At 51.8% G+C, this 21,605-nt stretch carries 17 protein-coding genes; 11 read left to right on the top strand and 6 right to left on the bottom strand.

Annotated features, from left to right (window positions below; all coding sequences use genetic code 11):
• Positions 1-115 precede the first annotated feature (115 nt).
• On the top strand, positions 116-520 hold the full coding sequence (locus FH871_RS26635; protein WP_171062963.1) for a GNAT family N-acetyltransferase: 405 nt from the start codon (positions 116-118) through the stop codon (positions 518-520).
• On the opposite strand, the gene FH871_RS26630 is transcribed toward FH871_RS26635, so the two are convergent.
• Positions 511-858: a DoxX family protein gene (locus FH871_RS26630; protein WP_138994459.1), complete on the bottom strand. Its 348-nt coding sequence runs from the start codon at positions 856-858 to the stop codon at positions 511-513. The two genes, FH871_RS26635 and FH871_RS26630, sit on opposite strands and share 10 nt — an antisense overlap.
• Positions 859-1,014: 156 nt before the next feature.
• Between FH871_RS26630 and FH871_RS26625 the strand changes: the two genes are divergently transcribed.
• On the top strand, positions 1,015-1,812 hold the full coding sequence (locus tag FH871_RS26625; RefSeq protein ID WP_138994458.1) for an SDR family NAD(P)-dependent oxidoreductase: 798 nt from the start codon (positions 1,015-1,017) through the stop codon (positions 1,810-1,812).
• 88 nt (positions 1,813-1,900) lie between these two features.
• On the opposite strand, the gene FH871_RS26620 is transcribed toward FH871_RS26625, so the two are convergent.
• The 4 genes from FH871_RS26620 to FH871_RS26605 all read right to left on the bottom strand — a co-directional run bounded on the left by FH871_RS26620 (position 1,901) and on the right by FH871_RS26605 (position 4,793).
• Positions 1,901-2,410 (bottom strand): hypothetical protein, encoded by a 510-nt coding sequence (locus tag FH871_RS26620; protein ID WP_138994457.1) that lies wholly within the window; start codon positions 2,408-2,410, stop codon positions 1,901-1,903.
• A 96-nt stretch (positions 2,411-2,506) separates the two neighbouring features.
• Entirely contained in the window at positions 2,507-3,679 is a 1,173-nt protein-coding gene (locus FH871_RS26615; RefSeq protein ID WP_138994456.1) for a glutathionylspermidine synthase family protein, read from the bottom strand.
• A 65-nt stretch (positions 3,680-3,744) separates the two neighbouring features.
• Positions 3,745-4,254 carry a hypothetical protein gene (locus FH871_RS26610; protein ID WP_138994455.1) on the bottom strand — a complete coding sequence of 170 codons (510 nt, stop codon included), beginning with the start codon at positions 4,252-4,254 and terminating at the stop codon, positions 3,745-3,747.
• A 77-nt stretch (positions 4,255-4,331) separates the two neighbouring features.
• Entirely contained in the window at positions 4,332-4,793 is a 462-nt protein-coding gene (locus FH871_RS26605) for a cytochrome B (RefSeq protein ID WP_138994454.1), read from the bottom strand.
• Between the two features lie 158 nt (positions 4,794-4,951).
• Here FH871_RS26605 and FH871_RS26600 point away from each other — a divergent pair, with 158 nt between their 5' ends.
• A complete protein-coding gene (locus FH871_RS26600; protein WP_138994453.1) occupies positions 4,952-5,254 on the top strand; it encodes a DUF4286 family protein in 303 nt (100 codons plus the stop codon).
• A gap of 116 nt (positions 5,255-5,370) precedes the next feature.
• Here the strand turns inward: FH871_RS26600 and FH871_RS26595 are convergent, their stop codons facing one another.
• Positions 5,371-7,731, bottom strand: coding sequence for an RND family transporter (locus FH871_RS26595; protein ID WP_138994452.1), 2,361 nt, complete (start codon positions 7,729-7,731; stop codon positions 5,371-5,373).
• Between the two features lie 261 nt (positions 7,732-7,992).
• Between FH871_RS26595 and FH871_RS26590 the strand changes: the two genes are divergently transcribed.
• The 8 genes from FH871_RS26590 to FH871_RS26555 all read left to right on the top strand — a co-directional run bounded on the left by FH871_RS26590 (position 7,993) and on the right by FH871_RS26555 (position 21,528).
• A complete protein-coding gene (locus tag FH871_RS26590; RefSeq protein WP_212768269.1) occupies positions 7,993-10,335 on the top strand; it encodes a glycosyltransferase family 4 protein in 2,343 nt (780 codons plus the stop codon).
• A 103-nt stretch (positions 10,336-10,438) separates the two neighbouring features.
• Positions 10,439-11,929, top strand: a complete 1,491-nt coding sequence (locus FH871_RS26585; protein ID WP_171062962.1) for a glycoside hydrolase family 130 protein — start codon at positions 10,439-10,441, stop codon at positions 11,927-11,929.
• 166 nt (positions 11,930-12,095) lie between these two features.
• Positions 12,096-12,887, top strand: a complete 792-nt coding sequence (locus tag FH871_RS26580; RefSeq protein WP_138994450.1) for a LamG domain-containing protein — start codon at positions 12,096-12,098, stop codon at positions 12,885-12,887.
• A complete protein-coding gene (locus FH871_RS26575; RefSeq protein ID WP_138994449.1) occupies positions 12,884-13,639 on the top strand; it encodes a hypothetical protein in 756 nt (251 codons plus the stop codon). The genes FH871_RS26580 and FH871_RS26575 overlap by 4 nt, the downstream gene beginning before the upstream one ends.
• Positions 13,640-13,703: 64 nt before the next feature.
• Entirely contained in the window at positions 13,704-14,825 is a 1,122-nt protein-coding gene (locus FH871_RS26570; RefSeq protein WP_138994448.1) for a caspase family protein, read from the top strand.
• Positions 14,822-16,270, top strand: coding sequence for a caspase family protein (locus tag FH871_RS26565; RefSeq protein WP_138994447.1), 1,449 nt, complete (start codon positions 14,822-14,824; stop codon positions 16,268-16,270). Before FH871_RS26570 ends, FH871_RS26565 begins: the two co-directional genes overlap by 4 nt.
• Before the next feature lie 51 nt (positions 16,271-16,321).
• The gene (locus FH871_RS26560; RefSeq protein ID WP_138994446.1) at positions 16,322-17,827 is read left to right on the top strand and encodes a DUF4384 domain-containing protein; all 1,506 of its coding nucleotides are present in this window, start codon (positions 16,322-16,324) and stop codon (positions 17,825-17,827) included.
• 482 nt (positions 17,828-18,309) lie between these two features.
• Positions 18,310-21,528 (top strand): TonB-dependent receptor, encoded by a 3,219-nt coding sequence (locus FH871_RS26555; RefSeq protein WP_171062961.1) that lies wholly within the window; start codon positions 18,310-18,312, stop codon positions 21,526-21,528.
• Positions 21,529-21,605 lie beyond the last annotated feature (77 nt).

Genomic DNA, 21,605 nt, shown 5'->3' with positions numbered 1-21,605 from the left:
ATTAATTCCATTGCCCCTGACGAGTCTAGAACAGCTGGCCATTAGCCGGACTACCCTGGAAACGGCCCGTGGATTAGAAATTTCGAACCTTAGTCTCAGTGGGGATCACGATTTCATGGCAGAATTCGATGTAGCACTGCCGCAGTATATTATCCCGAACGTTATCGCTCATCCTGACCACTGGTTTTGGTATACCCACTGGCTGATCGTCCATCGTGAATTGAACCTGACCATCGGTGGGATTGGCGTGGCCGGAACACCGGACGCTACGGGGCAAACGATGATTGGCTATTTTATGGACCAAAAGTTTGAAGGCCAGCAGTTTACCACCGAAGCCGTTGCCTGTTTCCTCGATTGGATTTTCCAACATCCGGACGTGAAGACGGTCGTGGCCGATACGCCCACCCAACACATTTCATCGCAGCGGGTGTTGCAGAAAAACGGTTTTCAGTTGGTTGGTGCGGTGGAAGAAGGGGTGCGCTGGGAACGACGCCATTCGGCACCGCCGGTTCAGGTATAACGCCAGGCCCACCAGATCAGGACGCCCTGCAGCGGAAGCCGCCCCCAGCGAATCCAGGCCGGTATGGACGAAAATTTGTCGGCCGTCGCCATGTACAGATTAGCCGGAAAAATGGCGATCAGCAATAAAATCAATCCCCATGCAGCCAGTGACCGGGTGACCGGAAACAGCAGACCAATGCCCAGTACCAGTTCGGCAATACCGCTGAGAATCACCATCAACGGGTGGTAGGGAATGTAAGGGGGCATGATGCGAAGGTAGGGTTCGGGGCGGATAAAGTGCAGGATACCCGACACGATGTAGACGGCGGCAATGGCGTAAAGACTCAGGTTGTTCATGAACGGGGAAAGCGGTTTTGAGGTGAACAACCTGGGTTTTGAATGAATCCTGAACGGTGCATTTACTGGAGAAGTTGGAAAGAATTTGCTGAATTTTCTAACAAAAAGGACGAAGTACAGGTAGATAAGTCAGGAGAAACGTAATCGATTGACAACATGACGAGTCAAGATAAGGAATTTACCGGAAAAGTAGCACTGGTAACGGGTGCCGGTTCGGGAATTGGAAAAGCTACCGCCCTGCTTCTGGCCCGAAACGGCGCAAAACTGGTCGCGCTGGGCCGTACGGAGAGCGAGTTGGAGGAAACGGTGCAGGAAATTCAGCAGGCGGGCGGAGAAGCCATCGCTTTGCTGGCCGATATTTCGAAACCGGAGGACATGCAAAAGGCATTCGAAGCCATCAAAAGCCAGTTTGGCGGGTTGCACATCGTTTTTGCCAATGCGGGTGTCAACGGCGTGTGGGCTCCTATTGAAAATCTGGAACCGGACGAATGGGACAAAACCATGAATATCAACCTGCGCGGTACGTTTCTGACCGTCAAATACGCCATTCCCATGTTGAAGGAAAAAGGCGGTTCTGTCATCATCACGGCTTCAGTGAACGGTACACGGATTTTTAGCAATACCGGTGCAACGGCCTATTCAACCACCAAAGCCGGCCAACTGGCCTTTGCAAAAATGGCTGCGCTGGAACTCGCCAAACACCGCATTCGGGTGAACGTCGTTTGCCCCGGTGCCATCGATACTGCCATCAATGACAGCACTGAAAAACGCAAACTGGAATCGGCCCGGGAACCGGTTGAGTTTCCGGAAGGCGTCATTCCGCTGACCGACGGTGTACCCGGCACCAGTGAGCAGGTGGCTGAAGTGGTCGCGTTTCTGGCTTCGGACCGGGCCAGCCACATCACTGGCACACCCATCTGGATCGACGGCGGGGAGTCGTTGCTTATGGGGTGAGATTTCTAAGATTTAATATTTTTTTTAAACTGAAACAGTGATCTGCAAAAGCCTGCTTTTTTATTTTAAAACTTTTAAGGTGAATGAACTAATCTGTATATAATATATAATCTAACTGAATTTTATATGATTTGTTATTTTTGAAAAAAATAACAAATGGTTCACTACTTCCCATTAATCTTGTTGGGTGGACACTGTTCCAAAATAATGTAGAATCTGAATTTAAATAATAAGATGAAGTGTCAGGTCTACCTAATATTTCAAGCACTTCTTTTTGAGTCTTACCAATTAAAAAAGTATGATCTTTTCTTAAGTCATTGAGCATTGTATGTCTAACGATACCTGTACTGTCATTTTGCCATATATCCCTGTTAAATGGTTGATTAGGAGGTCCTTCAGATGCTAAATCTAGGAATCTTTCGCCACAACTCTTAAATAAGTAAATAATTACAACAAATAAAATTATTCGAAATGTAACAGTAAGTAGCTGAATATCTGGATGGGCCTGATCTGTATGTGGTAGAACTTTAAACGCTAATTTTTTAGATTTTAAAAGTAGCAAGAATAAGAAAAATATACAAATAATTATAAGGAACATGAAATGTAAAAGTTAATGATTTACATAAGTAGTAATCTGAATGCTTTAAAGAAGAGATACTATTGATGCTCCTATTTGCCTACTTTCTGAAATCTTCTATTCTACCACATGTCCGACAAACTGCGCGCCATTGTCCAGAATGGCACCCCCGCGCCGGAAACCCAAACCGCAACTTTCGCCAACATAAAATACCCCGGCCTGGTAGCGTTTGCCGGTTCCGTCGGTCGGTAGCTCCACGTATTCCTGGTAGATTTTCGGGTACTCGTCATACTCCCCGTCGGCTTCGGCCTGCACGCGCCCCTGCTCGTCCAGAATGCGGACGTTGGCCCCTTCGCGACCAAACAACACTTTCTCGACGTACATCCGGTCGGTGAGGGGCTGGGTGTCGGTTTTCAGCAGCAGCGGGTGAAACGGGTACAATTCCCACAAAATCTTCAGGATGTATTTCGACTGAAACAGCAGCGCGTACGCAGGGTTTAGGATCACCACCTGCCGACGGCGCACCGCTTCGGTCAGAATGTGCGCCAGATCGGATTCCTCGTGACCGATGTATTCCCAGGGCACCAGCTTGAACCAGAAATCGAATTTGTCGAATTGCCCGTTCTCGGTATTTTGCTTGAAAATGCCTTCATCGACCGAGAATTCAACCTTGTCGATGTACTCAAATTCGACCGTAAAACCGGCTTCACGGGCCGCTTCGCCCAAAACCGCCAGGTTGCTGTCATCTTCCGGAAAACCGCGCATGGCCGATAGCAACAGCGTCGGTTGTTTGTCTTCGTTGTGTAGCAGGATGTCGCGGAACTGCTCCACCAGCGTTTCGTAGACGGAATTAAACTGCTGTTCTTCGTCGAGGCCGTTGGCCCGCAGGTGGGCGTATTGAACCACCGCTGTTTCGGGAATGCAGGTTGCCGTGTCGGCATTGAACTCGATCAGTTTGATGGGCTGGCCGTCGATGCCGCCCGCGAGGTCGAAACGGCCGTAGAGCTGAAAGTGCCGGTCGTCGCTCCAGGAAATTTTGATCAGGTCGACGAGGTTGTCCGGAATGCCCAGTTCGCTGAACCGGTTGGTGTCGATGACATGCTGCCCGGCTTCTACCAGCATGGTAAACAACTGATTGCCGGCTTCATAATACGCATCGGCTTCGGCCGGGCTTACCACAACGACTTCGTTGGTTAGATACGACAGCGTGTCGGTTCCGAGCATCCAGTTCCAGCCAATGTTGCGGAGTTGCTGATCCGGTGAAACCGGTAAAGAGCGGGTGTTTATCATGGTTGTGTGGTTTACGGTTTACGGTTTTCAGTTTACGGGGCTAACGAGCGATAAAAATGCATCCGCTATCGAAACATCGGCCCGGCAAAAACTGAAAACCGTAAACCGAATAAAGATTTGGGTCGGGTGACGATAAAATAAATGGATAGACCGGCCAGCAGGGCCGACAGCCCTTCACGAATGGGCCATTCGGGGGCAAAGAAAATCCGGCTGCGTTGTACAACGGCCTGTGGTTCGCCATCGGCACTGCTCCAGAGCCAGCGGCTGCGAAACACGCTGGAAGAATTGAAGCGCAGTTCACGCCCGTCGTCAAAGGTCAGGGAAAGGCGTCCCCACCAGCCGGTGCGAACGGTGGCAATGGATGATCCGCCCGCATCGGTCACGGCAATGATGGTCGATGGGATTTGCCGCTGAATCCGATAGCTGCCAAAGCGGGAATCGAGCGTTGCGTAATGGGGTGCTTCGATGGTTAAAACCGCCTGCGGGAGTCCCAGTTCCGAATAAATCTCGTACCGTTCAGCGTCGGAAGGCTGAATCCAGTTCAGGATGGTTCGGTGCTGGGGTGTAGGATGCATGGATCGGTGTTTTGCCCCAACCCCCTGATGGGGGCTTTATGATCCGGTAAAAGCCCCCATCAGGGGGTTGGGGGTGTTTAAAACCAGCCTGCGCCGGGAATGCGGAACGGCCACGGGATCGAAATCAGAATGACGATCAACCCTAATCCAAAGAAGATGAAAACCGTCCGGTGTTTCTGAACCGGCCCGCTGATCCGGCGCGATTTTGAGCGACCAATTGTAATCAGTGTTACCGCAATCAGCATTCCGATGATGTGTTCGATGGTGTAAAACCGGTACAGCGTAGTTTTCATGATGGTACCCATGTCGATTCCTGCATCAAAAAGGGGCACTTTGGGGCTGATAAAATACAAAATCAAGCCAATCAGAAACTGCGTGTGCGTAGCAATTAAAGTGAAAAGGTACAGTTTGTTATTGCCCGGTGTGTATTCATCGCGGCCCTGCCATTTCCGAAATGCGGTGACGATGGCGGCAAGCAACAGAATCAACACAACCCAACGAAGACCCGAGTGGGCACGAACCAGTATATTGTAAAACATAGAGTGAGTAAGTTTGTCGTAGAGCAAAGAAACAACATTTGTGGCTAAGACGAATGAGAATAGCTGCAAGATTGCGGACAAAAAGCACGAAATTGCTGTTGCATTCTGGTGGAGAGACCCTTTCTCTGATCACTTTTCTCCTCTCTGATCTCTAAAGTATGATTCTTTACAACCTGACGATTAACATTGACAAAACCGTTGAGCGGGAATGGTTACACTGGATGAAAGCCGAACACGTGCCGGCCGTCATGGCAACCGGCCTGCCGCTGAGCTACAAAATTTTGCATTTACTCACCGAAGTCGATAACAACGGCGCGACGTATACCTTCCAGTATTCCTTTCGAATCAAACTGGATTTTTACCGCTTTCAGAAATACCACGGCGATGAACTGATGGATAAAATCCAGGAGCGGTTTGGCAATCAGTACGTCTCGTTCCAGAGTTTGCTGGAGGAAGTTTGAAAAGAAAGGAATGATGAATGTAAAATGATGAACGCTAAATGTAAAAGTTGGCTGATGCGTCCAAACACTTTTAGATTTAGCATTCATCATTTTACATTCATCATTTTTTACTCCCGTTAAGCAGCCTCATTGTTCAAAAGCTCCTTCCGGCTTTTGCGTTTGTCGAGCGAGAGCAGGAAAGCGGGGAGTAGAATCAGGTTGGCGGCCATGCCCATCAGCAGGGTGATCGACACCAGAACACCCAGCGCCACGGTTCCCTGAAAGGTCGAGAAGGCGAAAATGGCGAAACCGGCGAAGAGGATAAAGGCCGTGTAAATCATGCTGATACCGGCCTGGTGAATGGTGTTGGTGATGGCTTTGGAAATGCTGAGGCCCCGCCGGAGTTCTTCGCGATACCGGGCGATGAAGTAGATCGTGCCGTCGGACGCAATCCCAAACGCCACACTGAAAATCAGGATGGTCGACGGTTTGAGCCGAATTCCGAAATAACCCATGATTCCCGCCGTGATGATCAGCGGAACAATGCGGGGCAGCGAGCAGATGATGATCGTTCGGACGTCGCGGAGTAAAAGAGCCAGCAGTGCGGTGATCAGAATTACCGCCAGATACACGCTTTCCTTCAGGTTATCCACCAGGTACTCGTTACCTTTCGTAAAAATGCTGCTGCTGCCCGTCAGCCGGACGTCGTACATATCGCCGTTGGAAACCCGTTTGCCGGTTTCGCGGTCGATGTTAAAAATGGAATCGACCCGGGGTTGGAGGGTGGTCAGCAACTCCCGGATGCGCACCGTACCGACGTCGGCCATCTGGAAACTCACGCGGGTATAGCGGCTCGTGCTGTCGATAAATCCTTTGAAGAGATTGGCTTTTCCTTTCATCTGTGGCGCATAGCTGGCCACTTTGGCCATTTCCAGCGCACCGGGCAGGACGTAATATTTCGGGTCGCCCCCACGATACGACTGGTACAGAAACTTGGCTGCTTCAACCACCGACAGCGGGCGCGTGAACTCGGGATATTTCTCAAATTCGCGTTGCAAAAGCCGCATCTTGGTCAGCGTTTGGGGGGTCAAAACCCGGCCCGGCTGGCGGGTGTCGATGGACACTTCGAAAGGCAGAACGCCCCGGAAGTTTTTCTCGAAAAATTTCAGATCGGTGTAAATCGGATCGTTCTTTGGCAAATCATCGACGACGTAGCCAACCGCCTGGATGCGCATGGCCCCGATTAGGCTGACGATCACCAGAACACCGATGAAGGCATAGATGGCCCGACGGCGGTGGTGAACCGTGTGGTTGACCCAGTTCAGAAACGAAACCACCCAGCGGCTTTCCAGATGACCGCGCTGCCGCGACGACGGCTCGGGCAAATAGCCGAAGACGATCGGAATCAGCACCAGACAGAGGGCGTAGGTCACGACAACCCCCAGCGAAGCCACCAGCCCAAACTGGGCGAGCATGGGGCTGCTGGCGAAATAGAAAACGAAAAAACCGATGGCAGTGGTGACATTGGCAAAAAATGTCATCTCACCGATGGCTTCCGTGGCGGTATTCAGCGCCCGGATTTTGTCGCCGTGGTGGCTGAACTCTTCGAAGTATTTATTGATGAGAAAGATGGTGTTCGGAATACCGATGACAATGATGAGGGGCGGCAGCAAACCCGTCAGCAGGGTGATTTTGTAGCCAAACAGCACCAGAAAGCCCAGCGACCAGACCACACCCACCCCGACGATGCTGATGGCGGCCAGAACGGCTACAATGGACCGGAAGAAAAAGAGCAGAATGATGGCCGTTACGCCGAACGCCAGCGCCATGAACAGCACCATCTCATTGCTGACTTTGCCCGTAAATTTAGTCCGGATGTAAGGCATACCGGACATGTGAACCGGGATATTATGGCTGGCTCCGAAGGCCCTCACTTTTTTCTCAATTTCCAGAACAATCCCGATGCGGTCTTTGGTATTCAGCTTTTTCTGGTCGAATGTGACGGCCATCAGGTGCGACCGACCGGCACTGTCGGAAACAAAACCCTGGTAAAAAGGCAGGTTAGCTACTTTTAAACGGAGGCTGTCTACCTCAGCCTGTGTGGTGGGCGGCTGGGGAACGAGGGGCAAAAACTGGAATTGTTTGATGCTGTCGTTGCGGACGATGTGAAACAGACTGGCGGCCGACAACACATTCTGGACACCATCCGTTTTTTTAATGGCCTGATTCAACGCATACCAGCCGTTAAAAACCGGTAACGTATAGAGGTTAGGTGTTTCAATCCCGATGACCATGACACTGCCGTCTTCGCCAAACCGTTTTTTAAACGATTCGTAGAGTTCAAAGTCGGGGTCGTTGGAAGGAAGAATCCGGGCAATTTCGTAGGAAAGCTGGATGCGGGTGGCCTGGTAGGCCATAAATACCGTTCCTACGAAAATGACAATGAGCAGGAGAATGCGATTTTTTAAGATGAAATCCGAAACGCGGTGCCAGAACATCAAGCCAGAACAGAAGTTAAGCGCGCAAGGTACAAAATTTGGGTGTGTTTTTGAAAACGAAGGTCGAACGTTCGGCTTTGACGTTGGTTTCTGTTCTAAAAAACCGGGCCCAGGATAACTTCCTCCATAAATAAATTAAACAAGTGTTGCTATTTGTAGTTAATCAGTATGCGTCCATACATAAAAGGTCGGTCATTCTTTGCTTAGTTAAATTACAAGTGCACCAGGATTATTTCTATACCATTATTTCCACGAATAATTATGAATCTTGCTACCCTACAAAACGTATCCCCTAGTGTGCACATGCCCACCAGTGTGGCATTTATAGGCGATTATTTACCCCGAAAGTGTGGGATTGCCACTTTTACTTCTGATCTATATAAATCATTTACAACGTATTATCCGGAATCGTCGGCGATGGTCGTGTCGGTCAACGACGTGCCGGAAGGCTACGATTATCCGGATGAGGTACGGTATGAATTTTATCAGCATGATTTGAATTCGTACAAAAAAGCCGCCGAATTTCTGAATTCCATGAATACCGAGGTGGTCTGCCTGCAGCACGAATACGGTATTTACGGTGGAACGGCGGGCAACTATATTCTGACCCTGCTTCGGAATCTGACGATGCCGGTGGTAACGACCTTTCATACCGTGTTGCGCAATCCGGATCAGGACCAGCTCATGGTGCTGAAAACCATCGCCGATCTGTCGGCGCGGGTGGTGGTGATGACCGAGAAAGGCCGTCAGTTCCTGAAAGATATTTATGAAGTTCCTGAAGACAAAATCGACGTCATTGCGCACGGGATTCCCGATATGCCGTTTGTCGATCCGCATTTTCACAAAGACCGGTTTGGCATCGAAGGCAAGCAGGTATTGCTGACCTTCGGGTTGCTGTCGCCCAACAAAGGCATCGAAAACGTCATCAAGGCGTTGCCCCGCATTGTCGACCAGTTTCCGAATACCGTCTACATCGTGCTGGGCGCGACGCACCCCAATCTCATCCGGGATCAGGGTGAAGTGTATCGCGACAGCTTGAAAAAACTGGCTGCCGACTGTGGCGTCAAAAACAATGTGCTGTTTTTCAATCAGTTCGTTGAGCTGGACAATCTGATCGAGTTTCTGGGCGCGGCTGATATTTACATCACGCCCTATCTGAATGCGGCCCAGATAACGTCCGGAACACTTTCCTACGCTTTCGGATGTGGCAAGGCGGTGGTTTCGACTCCCTACTGGCACGCTGAAGAATTGCTGGCCGACGGCCGGGGCGTTCTGGTGCCATTCAACGACTCGGAAGCCGTTGCCGATGCCATTATCAATCTGATGAGCGATGAGCCCCTGCGGCACGGAATGCGCAAGAAAGCGTATATGCTGGGACGCAGCATGATCTGGGAACGCGTGATGGAACGCTACGTTCAGTCGTTCGTACAGGCGCGTCAACAGCCGATTGCGCTACCGGGAAGTCCGCTGGCGTTAATCAATGGCAATGGGGGAGGCACATACAAATTACCGCCGATTCGGCTCGACCACCTGTATCGTCTGACCGATTCGACGGGAATCATTCAACACGCCCGCTACCATTTGCCGCACTACGAAGAAGGCTATTGCACCGACGACAACGCCCGCGCGCTGATTCTGACCGTGATGGTGGAAGAAGCCGGTATGGGCGATCGGAAACTGGCCAAGCTCACCGACGATTTTGCGGCTTTTCTCAACTATGCCTACCTACAGGGGCGGGGTCAGTTCCGGAATTTTATGGGCTACGACCGCCGTTGGCTCGAAGAAGTGGGCTCCGACGACAGCACGGGCCGCGCCATCTGGGCGCTGGGAACCTGTGTCGGTCGGTCGGCCGACAAAAACCTGATTACCTGGGCCATGCCGATCTTACACCAGGCACTGCCCTCGCTGGTCGACCTGCCCTCACCCCGGGCCTGGGCTTTCGGCATCATGGGTGCCTGTGAGTACCTCAAACGCTTTGCGAATGACCGGCTGGTAAAAACCATTTTACAGCAGTTGGTGGATAAATTGCTGCTGCGGTATCAGGACGGAAAATCCAAAGACTGGCCGTGGTTTGAGGGTTATTTGACCTACGACAATGCGAAATTGTCCCACGCGCTGATTTGTGCCGGAGAAACCTTGCAGGACTCGAAGGTGACTGATCTGGGTATCAAAACACTGGAATGGCTGATCAGTTTGCAGATGACGGGCAATGGAATTGCCAGCACCGGTTATTTTCAGCCCATCGGTTCCAACGGTTTTTATACCAAAGGTGGAAAACGGGCGTATTTCGATCAGCAGCCGGTGGAAGTGCAGGGGTCGGTTTCGGCCTGTCTGGCGGCCTACCGGATCACCCGCGAAGCCGTCTGGCTAAAACGGGCTACGAAGATATTCAAGTGGTTTACCGGCCATAATGATCTGGGCCTGTCGGTTTATGATCCCAACACGGGTGGTTGCCGCGACGGCCTGCACGTCGATCGGGTAAATCAGAACCAGGGTGCCGAATCGACGCTGGCGTATTTAATGGCGCTGACTGAACTTCATTTAACCCAAAAACAAATTTCCGACGCTGAAATTGCAAATACGGCACTAACCTTGTTAGTTTAAACGTTGAAGGCAGAGACAATGAGGGAATGAAACGCACTGCTTCTAAAACAGGCGTTCATTCCCTCATTCCATAACCCTGCTGTCTGTCAACATTTTAGTACTTATGATAAAGGCAACCCGTACCGGCATTGTACTGCGCCCTGACCCAACGCGCGTTCTCTTTCGGCCCTTTGAACACAGTAGCTCAACGCGAACCCTGAAAATTATTGCCCGGGTCAATGCCATGACCGAGGAAGAAGCCGAGCGGAAGTTAGGCGAGGTGATTCGTGAATTTGGCAGTCGGCATTATAAACTGGAGCGGTTTTTCCTGAAACGCTTCAACCACATTAAATCCCAGCTCCTCACCGACGAACCGTTGACGCTGGAGCGGAAATTGCTGCTGGGCGCGTATTTCACCATGGAATACTCGCTGGAATCGGCGGCATTGTTCAATCCGTCGATGGTGTGGCACCCCGATCAGACCAATGTTCCGCCGGGTTTCAAGCGGTTCATTCTGAGCATGCGCGCTACGGGAGAGGGACATATTTCGTCGATTACGTTCCGCATGGGCTATATCGATCAGGATAGCAAGATCATCCTGCGAAAACCGTCGCGCTACGTTACTTCCCCGGAAATCGTGCCGAACCACCGGTTCAACCGGGCGCAGTTTGAACGGAAACTCTACGAACTCCGGTTGTCGAATCCCATTTCGGAAATGATGATGACCGGTTTAGGCGAGGAATTTGCGCTGGAAGAAATGGAAGACCGGCTGAAACGGGTTCTGAGTCAATACCGGCATCACGCTGAATACGAGGCTATTGCGAGTAGTTTGCGTACGCTGGCCCGCTCCAATTACGAGCTGGATTTTGACGAAGACCAGAGCCTGGACGAACGGTGTATTTTCCCGACATCGCCCAATGAAACCAACGGAATCGAAGATGCGCGCTTCGTGCGGTTTGTTGAAGACGACGGCGAAGTGACGTATTATGCGACGTATACTGCCTACAACGGCCAGGTTACGTTTCCGCAATTGCTGCTTACCCGCGACTTTACCCACTTCAGCATCAGTACGTTGAATGGGGCCGAGGTGCAGAACAAAGGCATGGCGTTGTTTCCCCGCAAAATCAACGGGCGGTATGTGATGCTTTCCCGTCAGGACGGCGAGAACATTTACATCATGTATTCGGATGACCTCTATTTCTGGCAAACAAAGGAAATATTGCTGAAACCGACCTACCACTGGGAGTTCGTTCAACTTGGGAACTGTGGATCGCCCATCGAAACCGAGGCCGGTTGGCTGGTGCTGAGTCACGGTGTTGGGCCGATGCGAAAATACGCCATCAGTGCCTTTTTGCTCGATCTGAATGATCCCGGTAAAGTCATTGGTCGCCTGACCGAACCGCTGCTGAGTCCCGACGAAAACGAACGCGAAGGCTATGTACCGAATGTTGTATACAGTTGCGGGGGCCTGATCAACGGCAATGAACTCATCATTCCGTACGCCATGTCGGACTATGCCAGCAGCTTTGCCACCGTCAATGTGCAGGAACTCCTGAACGAACTGACCGGCAGCCAGAAGCAGGTCGAAGTGAACGTCGAAGAACAAAGTTTATAAGATAACCGACTGATAGGAAAAACCGCCCCTGGCAACGGGGGCGGTTTTTCGTTTTTACAGGAAATAGACCGCGTCTAAATTGTTGTCTGATTACAAGAAAAAATAGGTATTATCTATTATTTTGCAGTACCTTAGATCCTGATAGAAACAAGGCCGTAACCAGCTTATGATCAGGCAATCCATTGGCAACCAATCACTAAGGTCGCTTTGCGTGCTCTGGGTGGTCCTGCTGTTGTTCAGTTGTGATGCCTGGGTATTGCCGCGTAAACAATTTGTGGTAGCAACGGGGCCGGTAGGCTACTATCCACTCAACGGCGGCACGCTCGATGCCAGTGGAAACAACCTGCACGGGGTCCTGAAAAATGGGGCCACGTACGGCTCGGATCGGAAATCGAACGCAAATTCGGCCCTAATGCTGGACGGCATCGACGATTATTTTGAAATTCCCGACAATGTGCTGCTGCGGCCGGCGGTCCTGTCCATCAGTCTCTGGATAAAACCGCAGCGGGTTACGTCAACGACCCAGATCTATTCGAAGGCGGTTTTTAAAGACAACGTCAACAACCAGTACACGGCCCGCATTACCCCGCCTTACACGACCGGTTCGACAACGGGGTACGAAATCATCGCGGATATTGAGCAGGACGGCAATTGTGAGCAGGAGGACAAAACCAAAAAGCGGGTTTTGTATTTTGATCCAGGCTTTCAACTGAATCAGTGGGTGCATATCGTCACCGTTTTTGAAGGCAAAACGGGTACTTTTTACCTGAACGGGCAAAAACAAATATCCAATACCGAATTCAAGGATGGTCCGATCGACGCCTGTTCGGGGAGCCCGTTGCGGTTTGGTGTGGCCTGGGAGGGCGATCTCAATCAATTTAGCGGGATGATGGACGACATCCGCATCTATAACCGCGCTTTGACGGAATCTGAAATTAAAGCCCTCTACCAGCAGTGAACCGGCTCTTCCTGTTACTCGCTCTCCTCCTGACCGGCACCGCCTACGGGCAACCGCCGGAGAATGCCCGGCTGACGCTTTCCAACATTCGCGTCGAACTGGATACGCAGCGGGTGAAAATCGTCTACGATGTGGCCAATCTGATCGCTACCGATTCGGTACTCATCCAGGTGGAAAGCCGCCGGAATGGTTTTTTCAAGCCCAAAACCGTGACCGGAGCCGTTGGCACAGGCGTCTCATCCGGACCAAACCAGACGATTTACTGGGATTACCGCCTGGATGGGGTGACCATTAACGATGAAATCCGGGTGACGGTTCTGGTCAAACCGGCTGTGCCATTGGTTTCGGGCGGAGGACCCGCCAACGCGCTGCTGTCGGCGCTGGTACCCGGTCTGGGAAGCATCCTGGTTCAGCCCAATCGGAAGATCGGCTGGCGACCGGTCATCACGGCAACCTACGGTGGGTTGCTTGCCTACGGTCTGGTGCAACGCAGCCGGTCGAAACAGGCTTATCAAACCTACGAAACCCAGACCAGCGAACAGCAGGCGGAACCGTATTACAACCAGGCAACGCAGCACCACCACCGGTATTTGGTGGCGACGCGGGTGGCGGCTGTGGTCTGGGCCGCCGATGTGGCGTATGTGGTGTTGAAAGGGATGAAAAACAGGAAGCAAAAGCGGGTGTCGGTTCGAAATGTCGTGGCCGGTTGGGTGGGAAACACGTCAACCCTGGGGTTTTCGATGCGGTTTTAAAAACCGCTGATAACCTTTTCTTTTTTTGAAGATATGCTCTGTACCGGGTTTTGGACCATCACTTATGAAAAACACACTACCTTATCTACTTCTCTTCCTGATCTGTTCCGGAACCGGAATGGCCCAGCAGCCTCCGACGGTTTCGGCGCAGAGCGGTTGGGTGAAAATAACCAAACCGCCCGCCGTCGCGCCACGCATCACCTGGCGAACTCCACTGGCCCGGCGGGTTTCGGAGTCCAAACCGGTTTACCGACTGAGCGTGTGCATCGAATCGGCGGAGCCCGTTACAAAACTTCTGTTCTTTCACAACGACAAAGAAATCAATGGGTTACAACGGGGTATCATCAAAGTAGCGTGCGGTACGGAATACGCAGAAGAAATTCAACTGGTGAGCGGTGCCAATGCGGTTTATGTCGTGGCTACCAATGTCGCCGGAACGACCACATCGGAGACGCGGCTGATTATCAACCAGCCCGAAAAAACGGAGATTGCCGTCAAGTCGGCGGCTCCCAAACGGCTGGCGCTCATCATTGCCAACGGAAAGTATCCGAAATATCCGCTCAAAAATCCGGCAAACGACGGTAAAGCGGTAAAAACGCAGCTCGAAAACCTGGGATTTGCGGTTACCTACAAAGAAAATCTGCCGCTTCGGGAGCTGAAAACCAGTTTTGATACCTTTCTGGCCGAATTGGGAAACCACAACATCGGGCTTTTCTACTACGCCGGACACGGTTTGATGGTCAATGGTGAAAACTATGTGCAGCCGGTGGACGCCGACCCGACCGCCGAGCCGGATGTCGAGTTTGAGTGCTACCCGCTGCGGAGGCTCGTGGCCCGTATGGCCGATACCAATCCGAAGGGATCGAATGTCATTTTCTGGGATGCCTGCCGGAACAATCCCTATCGGTCGTGGCACCGGGGGGCGGGCGAACCGTCTTTTGCGCCCGTTCAGCCCGCCGTCGGAACGCTGATTATCTACGCCACCGAGCCGGGGAAAGTCGCTCACGATGGCAACGAAGAAAATGGCCTTTTTACGAGTGAACTGGTCAAACACATCGGCCAGCCCAACGTCGACATTTTTGAGATGATTGACCGGATCGATCGGGGCCTGGAAGAACGCGGTTTTAAACAGCCGACCTACATCGAGGGCCGGTTGCGGGGAAAATTTTTCTTTAAAATGCCATGAAAGCAGGTGGTTACCCAGCATTGGCGGTTCTGTTCTGGCTGATTTTCAGTACGTGTGGCCAGGGTCAGACGTTCTATGCCATTGTGGTGGCCGATACCAAAGACCCGGTTTTGATCGATGCCTGCAAGCGGGACATGGACGTGATGCACCGGCAATTTGTTCAGATGGCGGCCGCCATTCAATACCCGCTGGACGAGCGGATGGTGGCCCACGATGATTTCGGCCAAAAACGGCTCCAGGCCGTGTTGCAGGAAATCAGCCCCCAACCGAACGACATTGTTTTCCTGTATTATACCGGCCACGGCTACAACCTGAAAAACCGCACCGACCGGTTTCCGATTCTGATGCTGGAAAAAGAGGAAGCCCTGGCCGGGCAGAATCCGGGCCTGTTGAGCATTCATTCCCTGCTGAAAAAGAAAGGAGCGCGGCTGTGTATCACCCTGGGAGATTGCTGCAACGAAGTGATCGATGCCACCCGCACCACCGGGCGCAAACGGATTCCGCCGAAGCCGCTGGTGCTGACCAACGATTCCCTGAATCAGGCGTACCGGAAACTCCTGCTGAATGTCACCGGCGACGTTCTGATTGCCAGCAGCCGCCCTCCGCAGGAAGCCTGTGCGCACCCGGATTCGGGCAGTTTCTATACGCGTGCGTTCGATGAAGTACTGGAGGTGGCGGCTCGTTCGGGAGCCGATCTGTCGTGGGAAACCGTTCTGAAAAATACCCAGACGCAACTGTCCCGCTACATCGCCACGCGTTTCAAACAATCGCTGTATGAAGCCAACCTGCGCGAAACCCGGCCGTCGGCGGGGCGGCTGACGGTGTATGCGTCGCCGGAACAGCCCTTGCTGAACCGGGAGGGCGTGGTGGAGGAAAACCAGCTTACCGAAAAGCAGCTTCTTGATTTCCGGGTGTTAACGGAACAGAAAGTGAACGAATTTCAGCGCTATTTAGCAGTTATTGCCGATCCTGAGCAGCAGGACAACATCCGGGAACTGGCCATTGAAAATGCTTTGCAGTTGTTTTTGCCCGATGCCACCATGCAGGTCGGTTCGTCCAATCCCAAACCGGCAGTGAAAACCTACCCGCTCGCGATTTACCTCAGAAGGCTGAAAAACCTGGAAAAGCGGTATTTCGACATCGACATTGCGTTCTATGATCTGGCGCTGGTGGCCGACTGGGAAAAAACCGTCAGCGGTTATGAAACCACGGCGACGTACTTTCAGCATTTTCAGGCCTTTAATCCCAAAGGACAACTTGTTTATGCGGCCAAAACCGCCAAGCAGATGGCGGTTGATCTGCAATCCCGGAAAGACCCTTTCTACGAAGAAAACCGCTGGACGGTGCTGCTGGGTGATGTCAGGCTCGCGGAAAGAGGGATTGGAAGCGGGAATAAACATAGTAGAAGGGAGAAAAAAGACCCAAAAAAAGGCAGCCACCCGTAATCGGGAAAGCGGAAAAGTTTCTTAGGCGCTTCCGTTACTCGCACATTCAAAATGAATATATCGGTTTTTCGGATTGTTCTGTTTTCCAGCCTCTTCGCTGCGTTTGAATTGGCGGTTGCACAGACGTTTTTGCGGGCTGACCAGCTGAAAATTGCCGACAACGCCCGTCGGCTGGTGCGCGACCGCTATCTGACCAATCTGGAGGTATTGACGCACTACGAGGCCAACCAGCCGTTTGAGGTGTTACGGAGTCAGCTCAACGGCTTGCTGAAAGACGCGTTTCGAAACCGGGAGGTGCTGGTGTACAATGAATTTCGACCGGGGGGCAATGCTTACACCACGGTGGAAGAATACGTGAAAGATGCCCGGATTTTTTCGTCCGGGAAACCGGTGACCAACACCCTGACGCTGGATGAGGCACGCTACCGAATCAGTCGAACGCAAGACGGTTTTCCGTTCGTCAGTCTATACGTCGAGAAACTGGCGCAGGGTGTGGGAAAACAGGGAAAGACGTTTCGGTTTCAGAACCGGGTCGAATTTCGGATTCGGTTTGTGTTCGACCCGGCGCTGAATGCATTTCATTCGTTTAAAATTGCCGGCATCACCAAAGTAGACGCGTGGCCGCCCGATGTCTTTGTCTTGAATGCGGGCGATCTGGAACAGGCTGAGAAAATCGAAAATGACCTGTTTACAACCCTATCAGCGATCACGGAGAGCTTGAAAAAAGTGCTTCCGGCCGGTTCTACCCGCCTGGTTCTGGATCGGTTTACCTACAACCGTTGCGGAATCAATGACCCGCTGTCGGACCGGATTTTTGCCACGCTGCACAGTTGTCTGCAAAAACAGGCGGCTGTGGCGGTCGTGCCGTCGACACATAGTTCCGACTCGTTGCTGTGGATTCGGGGCTATTACCGGGAAGAACTGAACCACCTGCAAATGGTCGCGGAGGTGTTTGATGCCCGTAGTAACCGGGTGCTGGCGAAAATTGAGAATACCGCATTGCCGCTGGCCTGGATCAGCGGGCAAAACCTTCGGCTGAAACCGGAGCAGTACCAGCGGGTGCTGGCCGTGCAGGATACGATCCTGCAACATTCCGTGGCCGGTGCAACGCCACTAACGGTGGAAATCCGAACGGACCGGGGCCGAAACGGGGTCGAATACTGGCCGGGGAATCAGATCACGATTGAAGCGCGGGTAAACCGCCCCGCTCATTTGCGGCTGGTGTATGTGCTGGCAGATGGCACCAAAACCCTGCTGGAAAATGATTTTGAAATCAAGGCAGATCAGGTGAGCGAGTATGTTCGGATTGCGCCGGATGCGTCATTTGTCTGCGCGGAACCTTTCGGAACGGAATACCTGCTGGCGTATGCCAGCCAAACCGCTTTTTGCCCGATTCCGACCAAACCCAATCCTCAACTGTATCTGCGACATGAGAACGGTTATGGCATTCTGGTGGGTTCACTGGCCAAGATGCTAACGGCTCTGCGGTGTACAAAAGCTCCAAATTCAGTTGCTGAAGATCAGATTCAGATCACGACACGGACGGTTTCGAATTGAACGGACGTGGTTTTCATAGCTTTTTTGAACCCATCCGCCCGGTTGAAACGCTCCTGGCCCCTGCCAGATGAGGAAGTAAACAGGTATTTTTTTTTGATGACTAAGTAAAAAAGTCCGCCACGCTATGGTGTACATTCAAGCAAAATTTGGATAAAAGAAAGCTTGGTGAAATGGGGTACGAACAGTTATCGCATATCTTGCTTTTGGTATAAGTAATTGATTTTCAGGGGTATGATAGGGTTTTTTTCGGTATGTAGTGACCCGTTTCTGTTTTTTAATGCGCCGTGCGGAAATAAAATAAATTGGATTCGAAATTTCAAACGAAACGGCTACTATTAATTTATTAATATTTTTTATTAATAGTGACTAATCGTAGGCAATTAGAACCTTACTATTTATTAGTTTTGCAAAAGATAATCATGTTTCTTTCTTACTAATTCTACCACTCTAATAAACCGCCGTGTCAACGGTACACAACATCTATGGTAAAACTCTTACTACCGCAAGCCCGGCTTGTCAGGATGATGAGATTATCCATTCCTCAACTCCTGCTGGCTTTTGTCTGCACGAATGTCGCTCTCGCAGCGAAAGACCCTAACACGGGCACTTCATCGAAAAACACGTTAGCAGTCAGTACGGTTGACAGAACTCTCTCCGGCAAGGTGACCGATGAGTCGAATTCTCCTTTACCGGGTGTGAGTATTGTTTTGAAAGGTACTCAACGGGGTACAGTGACGGATGCGAATGGTCTTTACAAGATCGAAATTCCGGATAACGGTGCTACCCTGGTTTTTTCATTTGTAGGGTATCTGTCTCAGGAAGTGAATGTCGGAACACAGACTTCCGTGAATGTCAGCCTGAAAAATGATGACAAAGTACTGGAAGAAATCGTTGTTATCGGTTACGGTACGGCGAAGAAAAGCGACTTGACAGGGGCCGTTGGTTCCGTGAAAGAAGCCGAATTGAAAGAGCGCCCGGCGGCTTCGCTGACGCAGGCGTTGTCGGGTCGGATGCCGGGTGTACAGGTCAACACCAACTCGGGTCGTCCCGGTGGTCGGACCACCATCCGCGTTCGCGGATTTAGCTCCATCAACTCGTCGAACAACCCGCTGTATGTGGTCGACGGAGTAATGCTGCCACAAGGGAACCAGAACCAGTTCAGCTCGGCCATCGACTACATCAACCCGAACGACATCGTTTCGGTGGAAGTGTTGAAAGATGCCTCCTCGACCGCCATTTACGGGGCGCGGGGTGCGAACGGGGTTATCCTGGTAACAACGAAAAAAGGGAAATCGGGAGAAGGTCAGGTGACTTATAACGTCGATTTCAGCGTAAACACGATCGGACCCAACCGTCCGGAGGTATTGAACACCGCCCAGTACATGGCCGTAGAAGATCTGGCCTGGGCCAACATGGCGAAATACGATCCCGTCGGCTGGGCCGCGGGCAAATGGGCGTATCTGAACCCCAAACTGCGCCGGATCGATCCCCGCGTCTGGAATTCCGATGGCAGCCCCAAGTTTGATACAAACTGGCTGGAAGAATCGACTCAAAACAAACTGTCGCAAAACCACCAGTTGGGTTTCAGCGGGGGTAACGACCGCACGCAGTACTCGGTTTCACTCGGTTACCGCGATGACCAGGGGTTGATCAAGACCTCGTACATGAAACGCTATTCGGGCCGGTTTACGATCGACGATCAGGTAAAATCGTGGTTGAAAATTGGGGGTACTTTGAGCTACAACAACCAGTCGGAAAACATTGTGGATCAGGGTGATGCCGTTGCCCGCCAGATTGTGGAAGATTTTCCGTTCCTGCCGGTTAAATACGAAGACGGAACCTACGCCAACAACCGGGATTTCCCCTTTGCGGAAGGAACCATGAGCTCGGTTCACCGGTTGATGGGTCGGAAATACATTCTGAACACCCAGACGACGATCGGTAGCCTGTACTCCAACATCACGCTGGCCAAAGGACTGGAAATGCGGACGATTTTGGGGGCCAATGTACAAACCCAGGAAAACAACCAGTCGCAAACCCGGACGCTGAACATTGGTGGAAACGGTAACGCGTCGGCCAGCAACCGGAAAGAAACATTCTGGTCGTTGGAAAACTACCTGACGTATAACAAACAGATCAACGAAAAACACGCCATCAACGCGCTGTTGGGGATTTCGTGGCAGGAAACAGATGTGTTCAGCATCAATGCGGCTGTCAACAACTTCGCTACCGATTATTTCGAGTATAACAACCTCGGTGCGGGTGCCACCAACCCCAGTGTGGGTTCAGGTGCTTCACGTTCGGCGTTTAACTCCTACTTCGGTCGGGTGAACTACAGCCTGATGGAAAAATACCTGGTGACTTTCACGGGTCGGGCCGATGGTTCTTCGAAATTTGGGGAAAACCACAAATTTGCATTCTTCCCCTCGGCGGCTCTGGCCTGGCGGGCATCGGAAGAGGAATTCCTGAAAGGCAATTCCATCATCTCGAATTTGAAAGTGCGGACCAGCTTCGGTCTGACGGGGAACTCGGAAATTCCGGCTTACTCTTCACTCTCACTGCTTAGCTCGAACTACGCGACGATTTATGGCGATGCCCGGGTGTCGGGAACAGGTTTGAGCCGTTTGGCGAACCCGGATTTGCGTTGGGAAAAAACCGCTCAGACCGACTTCGGTGTGGAACTGGGCTTGTTGAAAGGCCGGATTTCTCTGGAAGCGGACTACTACTACCGCAAAACCACCGACATGCTGCTGGATGCCCCGGTACCCCGTACGAGTGGTTACGCGACCATTCGCCGGAACGTAGGTTCGATGGAAAACAAAGGCTTTGAATTCGGGTTGAACACGGTCAACATCGACGCGGGTGGTTTCCAGTGGAATACGACCTTCAACATCTCTTTCAACCGCAACAAAGTACTGGCTCTGGCGACACCGTCGGATATCTTCAACGTAGGTGGTCCGAACTTTACCAACCCAACCAACGTGATCCGCATCGGTGAGCCGGTGGGTTCTTTCTGGGGTCTGACGCGTCTGGGTACGTGGAGTGAAGCGGAACGCGAAGAAGCGGCCCGTTTCACCAGCTACCGGAACGGTTTGACGATGTTACCGGGTGACATCAAGTACCTGGATGTGAACGGTGACCGTGCCATCACGGATGCCGACCGGAGCATCATCGGAAACGGTAGCCCAAAATCCTGGGGTGCCATGACCAACAACTTCCGTTACAAAAACTTCGACCTGACGCTGGAATTGCAGTTCTCGTACGGTAATGACGTCATGTTGATGAACCTGCACCCGAGCGAAGACCGCCAGGCACTGGCCAACAGCTACACTTCGGTGTTGAACGCCTGGACGCCGACCAACCAGAATACGATGATCGCTGAAATCCGGGATACCCGCGCTGGTTATGTAACCAACGTAGACAGCCACTGGATCAAGGATGGTTCGTTCCTGCGGGGCCGGAACCTGCTGTTCGGCTACACCTTCCCAAGCAACGTAACCAACAAACTCAAACTGAACCGCCTGCGGGCTTACGCTACCGTGCAGAACTTCTTCCTGCTGGTTGACGACAAAATCGTAGGTGATCCGGAAGTGACCCCGACCAACCAGGGTGATGGCAACAGCGCCTTCTCACAAGGGATGATCTGGCACAACTATCCGAAACCGACGACGTACATGTTCGGTCTGCAGATTGGGTTTTAATTGATTAAACGTATTCAAAAAGACAGTTGACGATGAAACATATAGTTAGTAAAGTGAGCAAAATCGCCCTGCTGGGG

This window comes from Larkinella sp. C7 (assembly GCF_006149005.1).
Classification (GTDB): Bacteria; Bacteroidota; Bacteroidia; order Cytophagales; family Spirosomataceae; genus Larkinella.
This window is presented reverse-complemented; position numbering and strand designations above follow the sequence as displayed.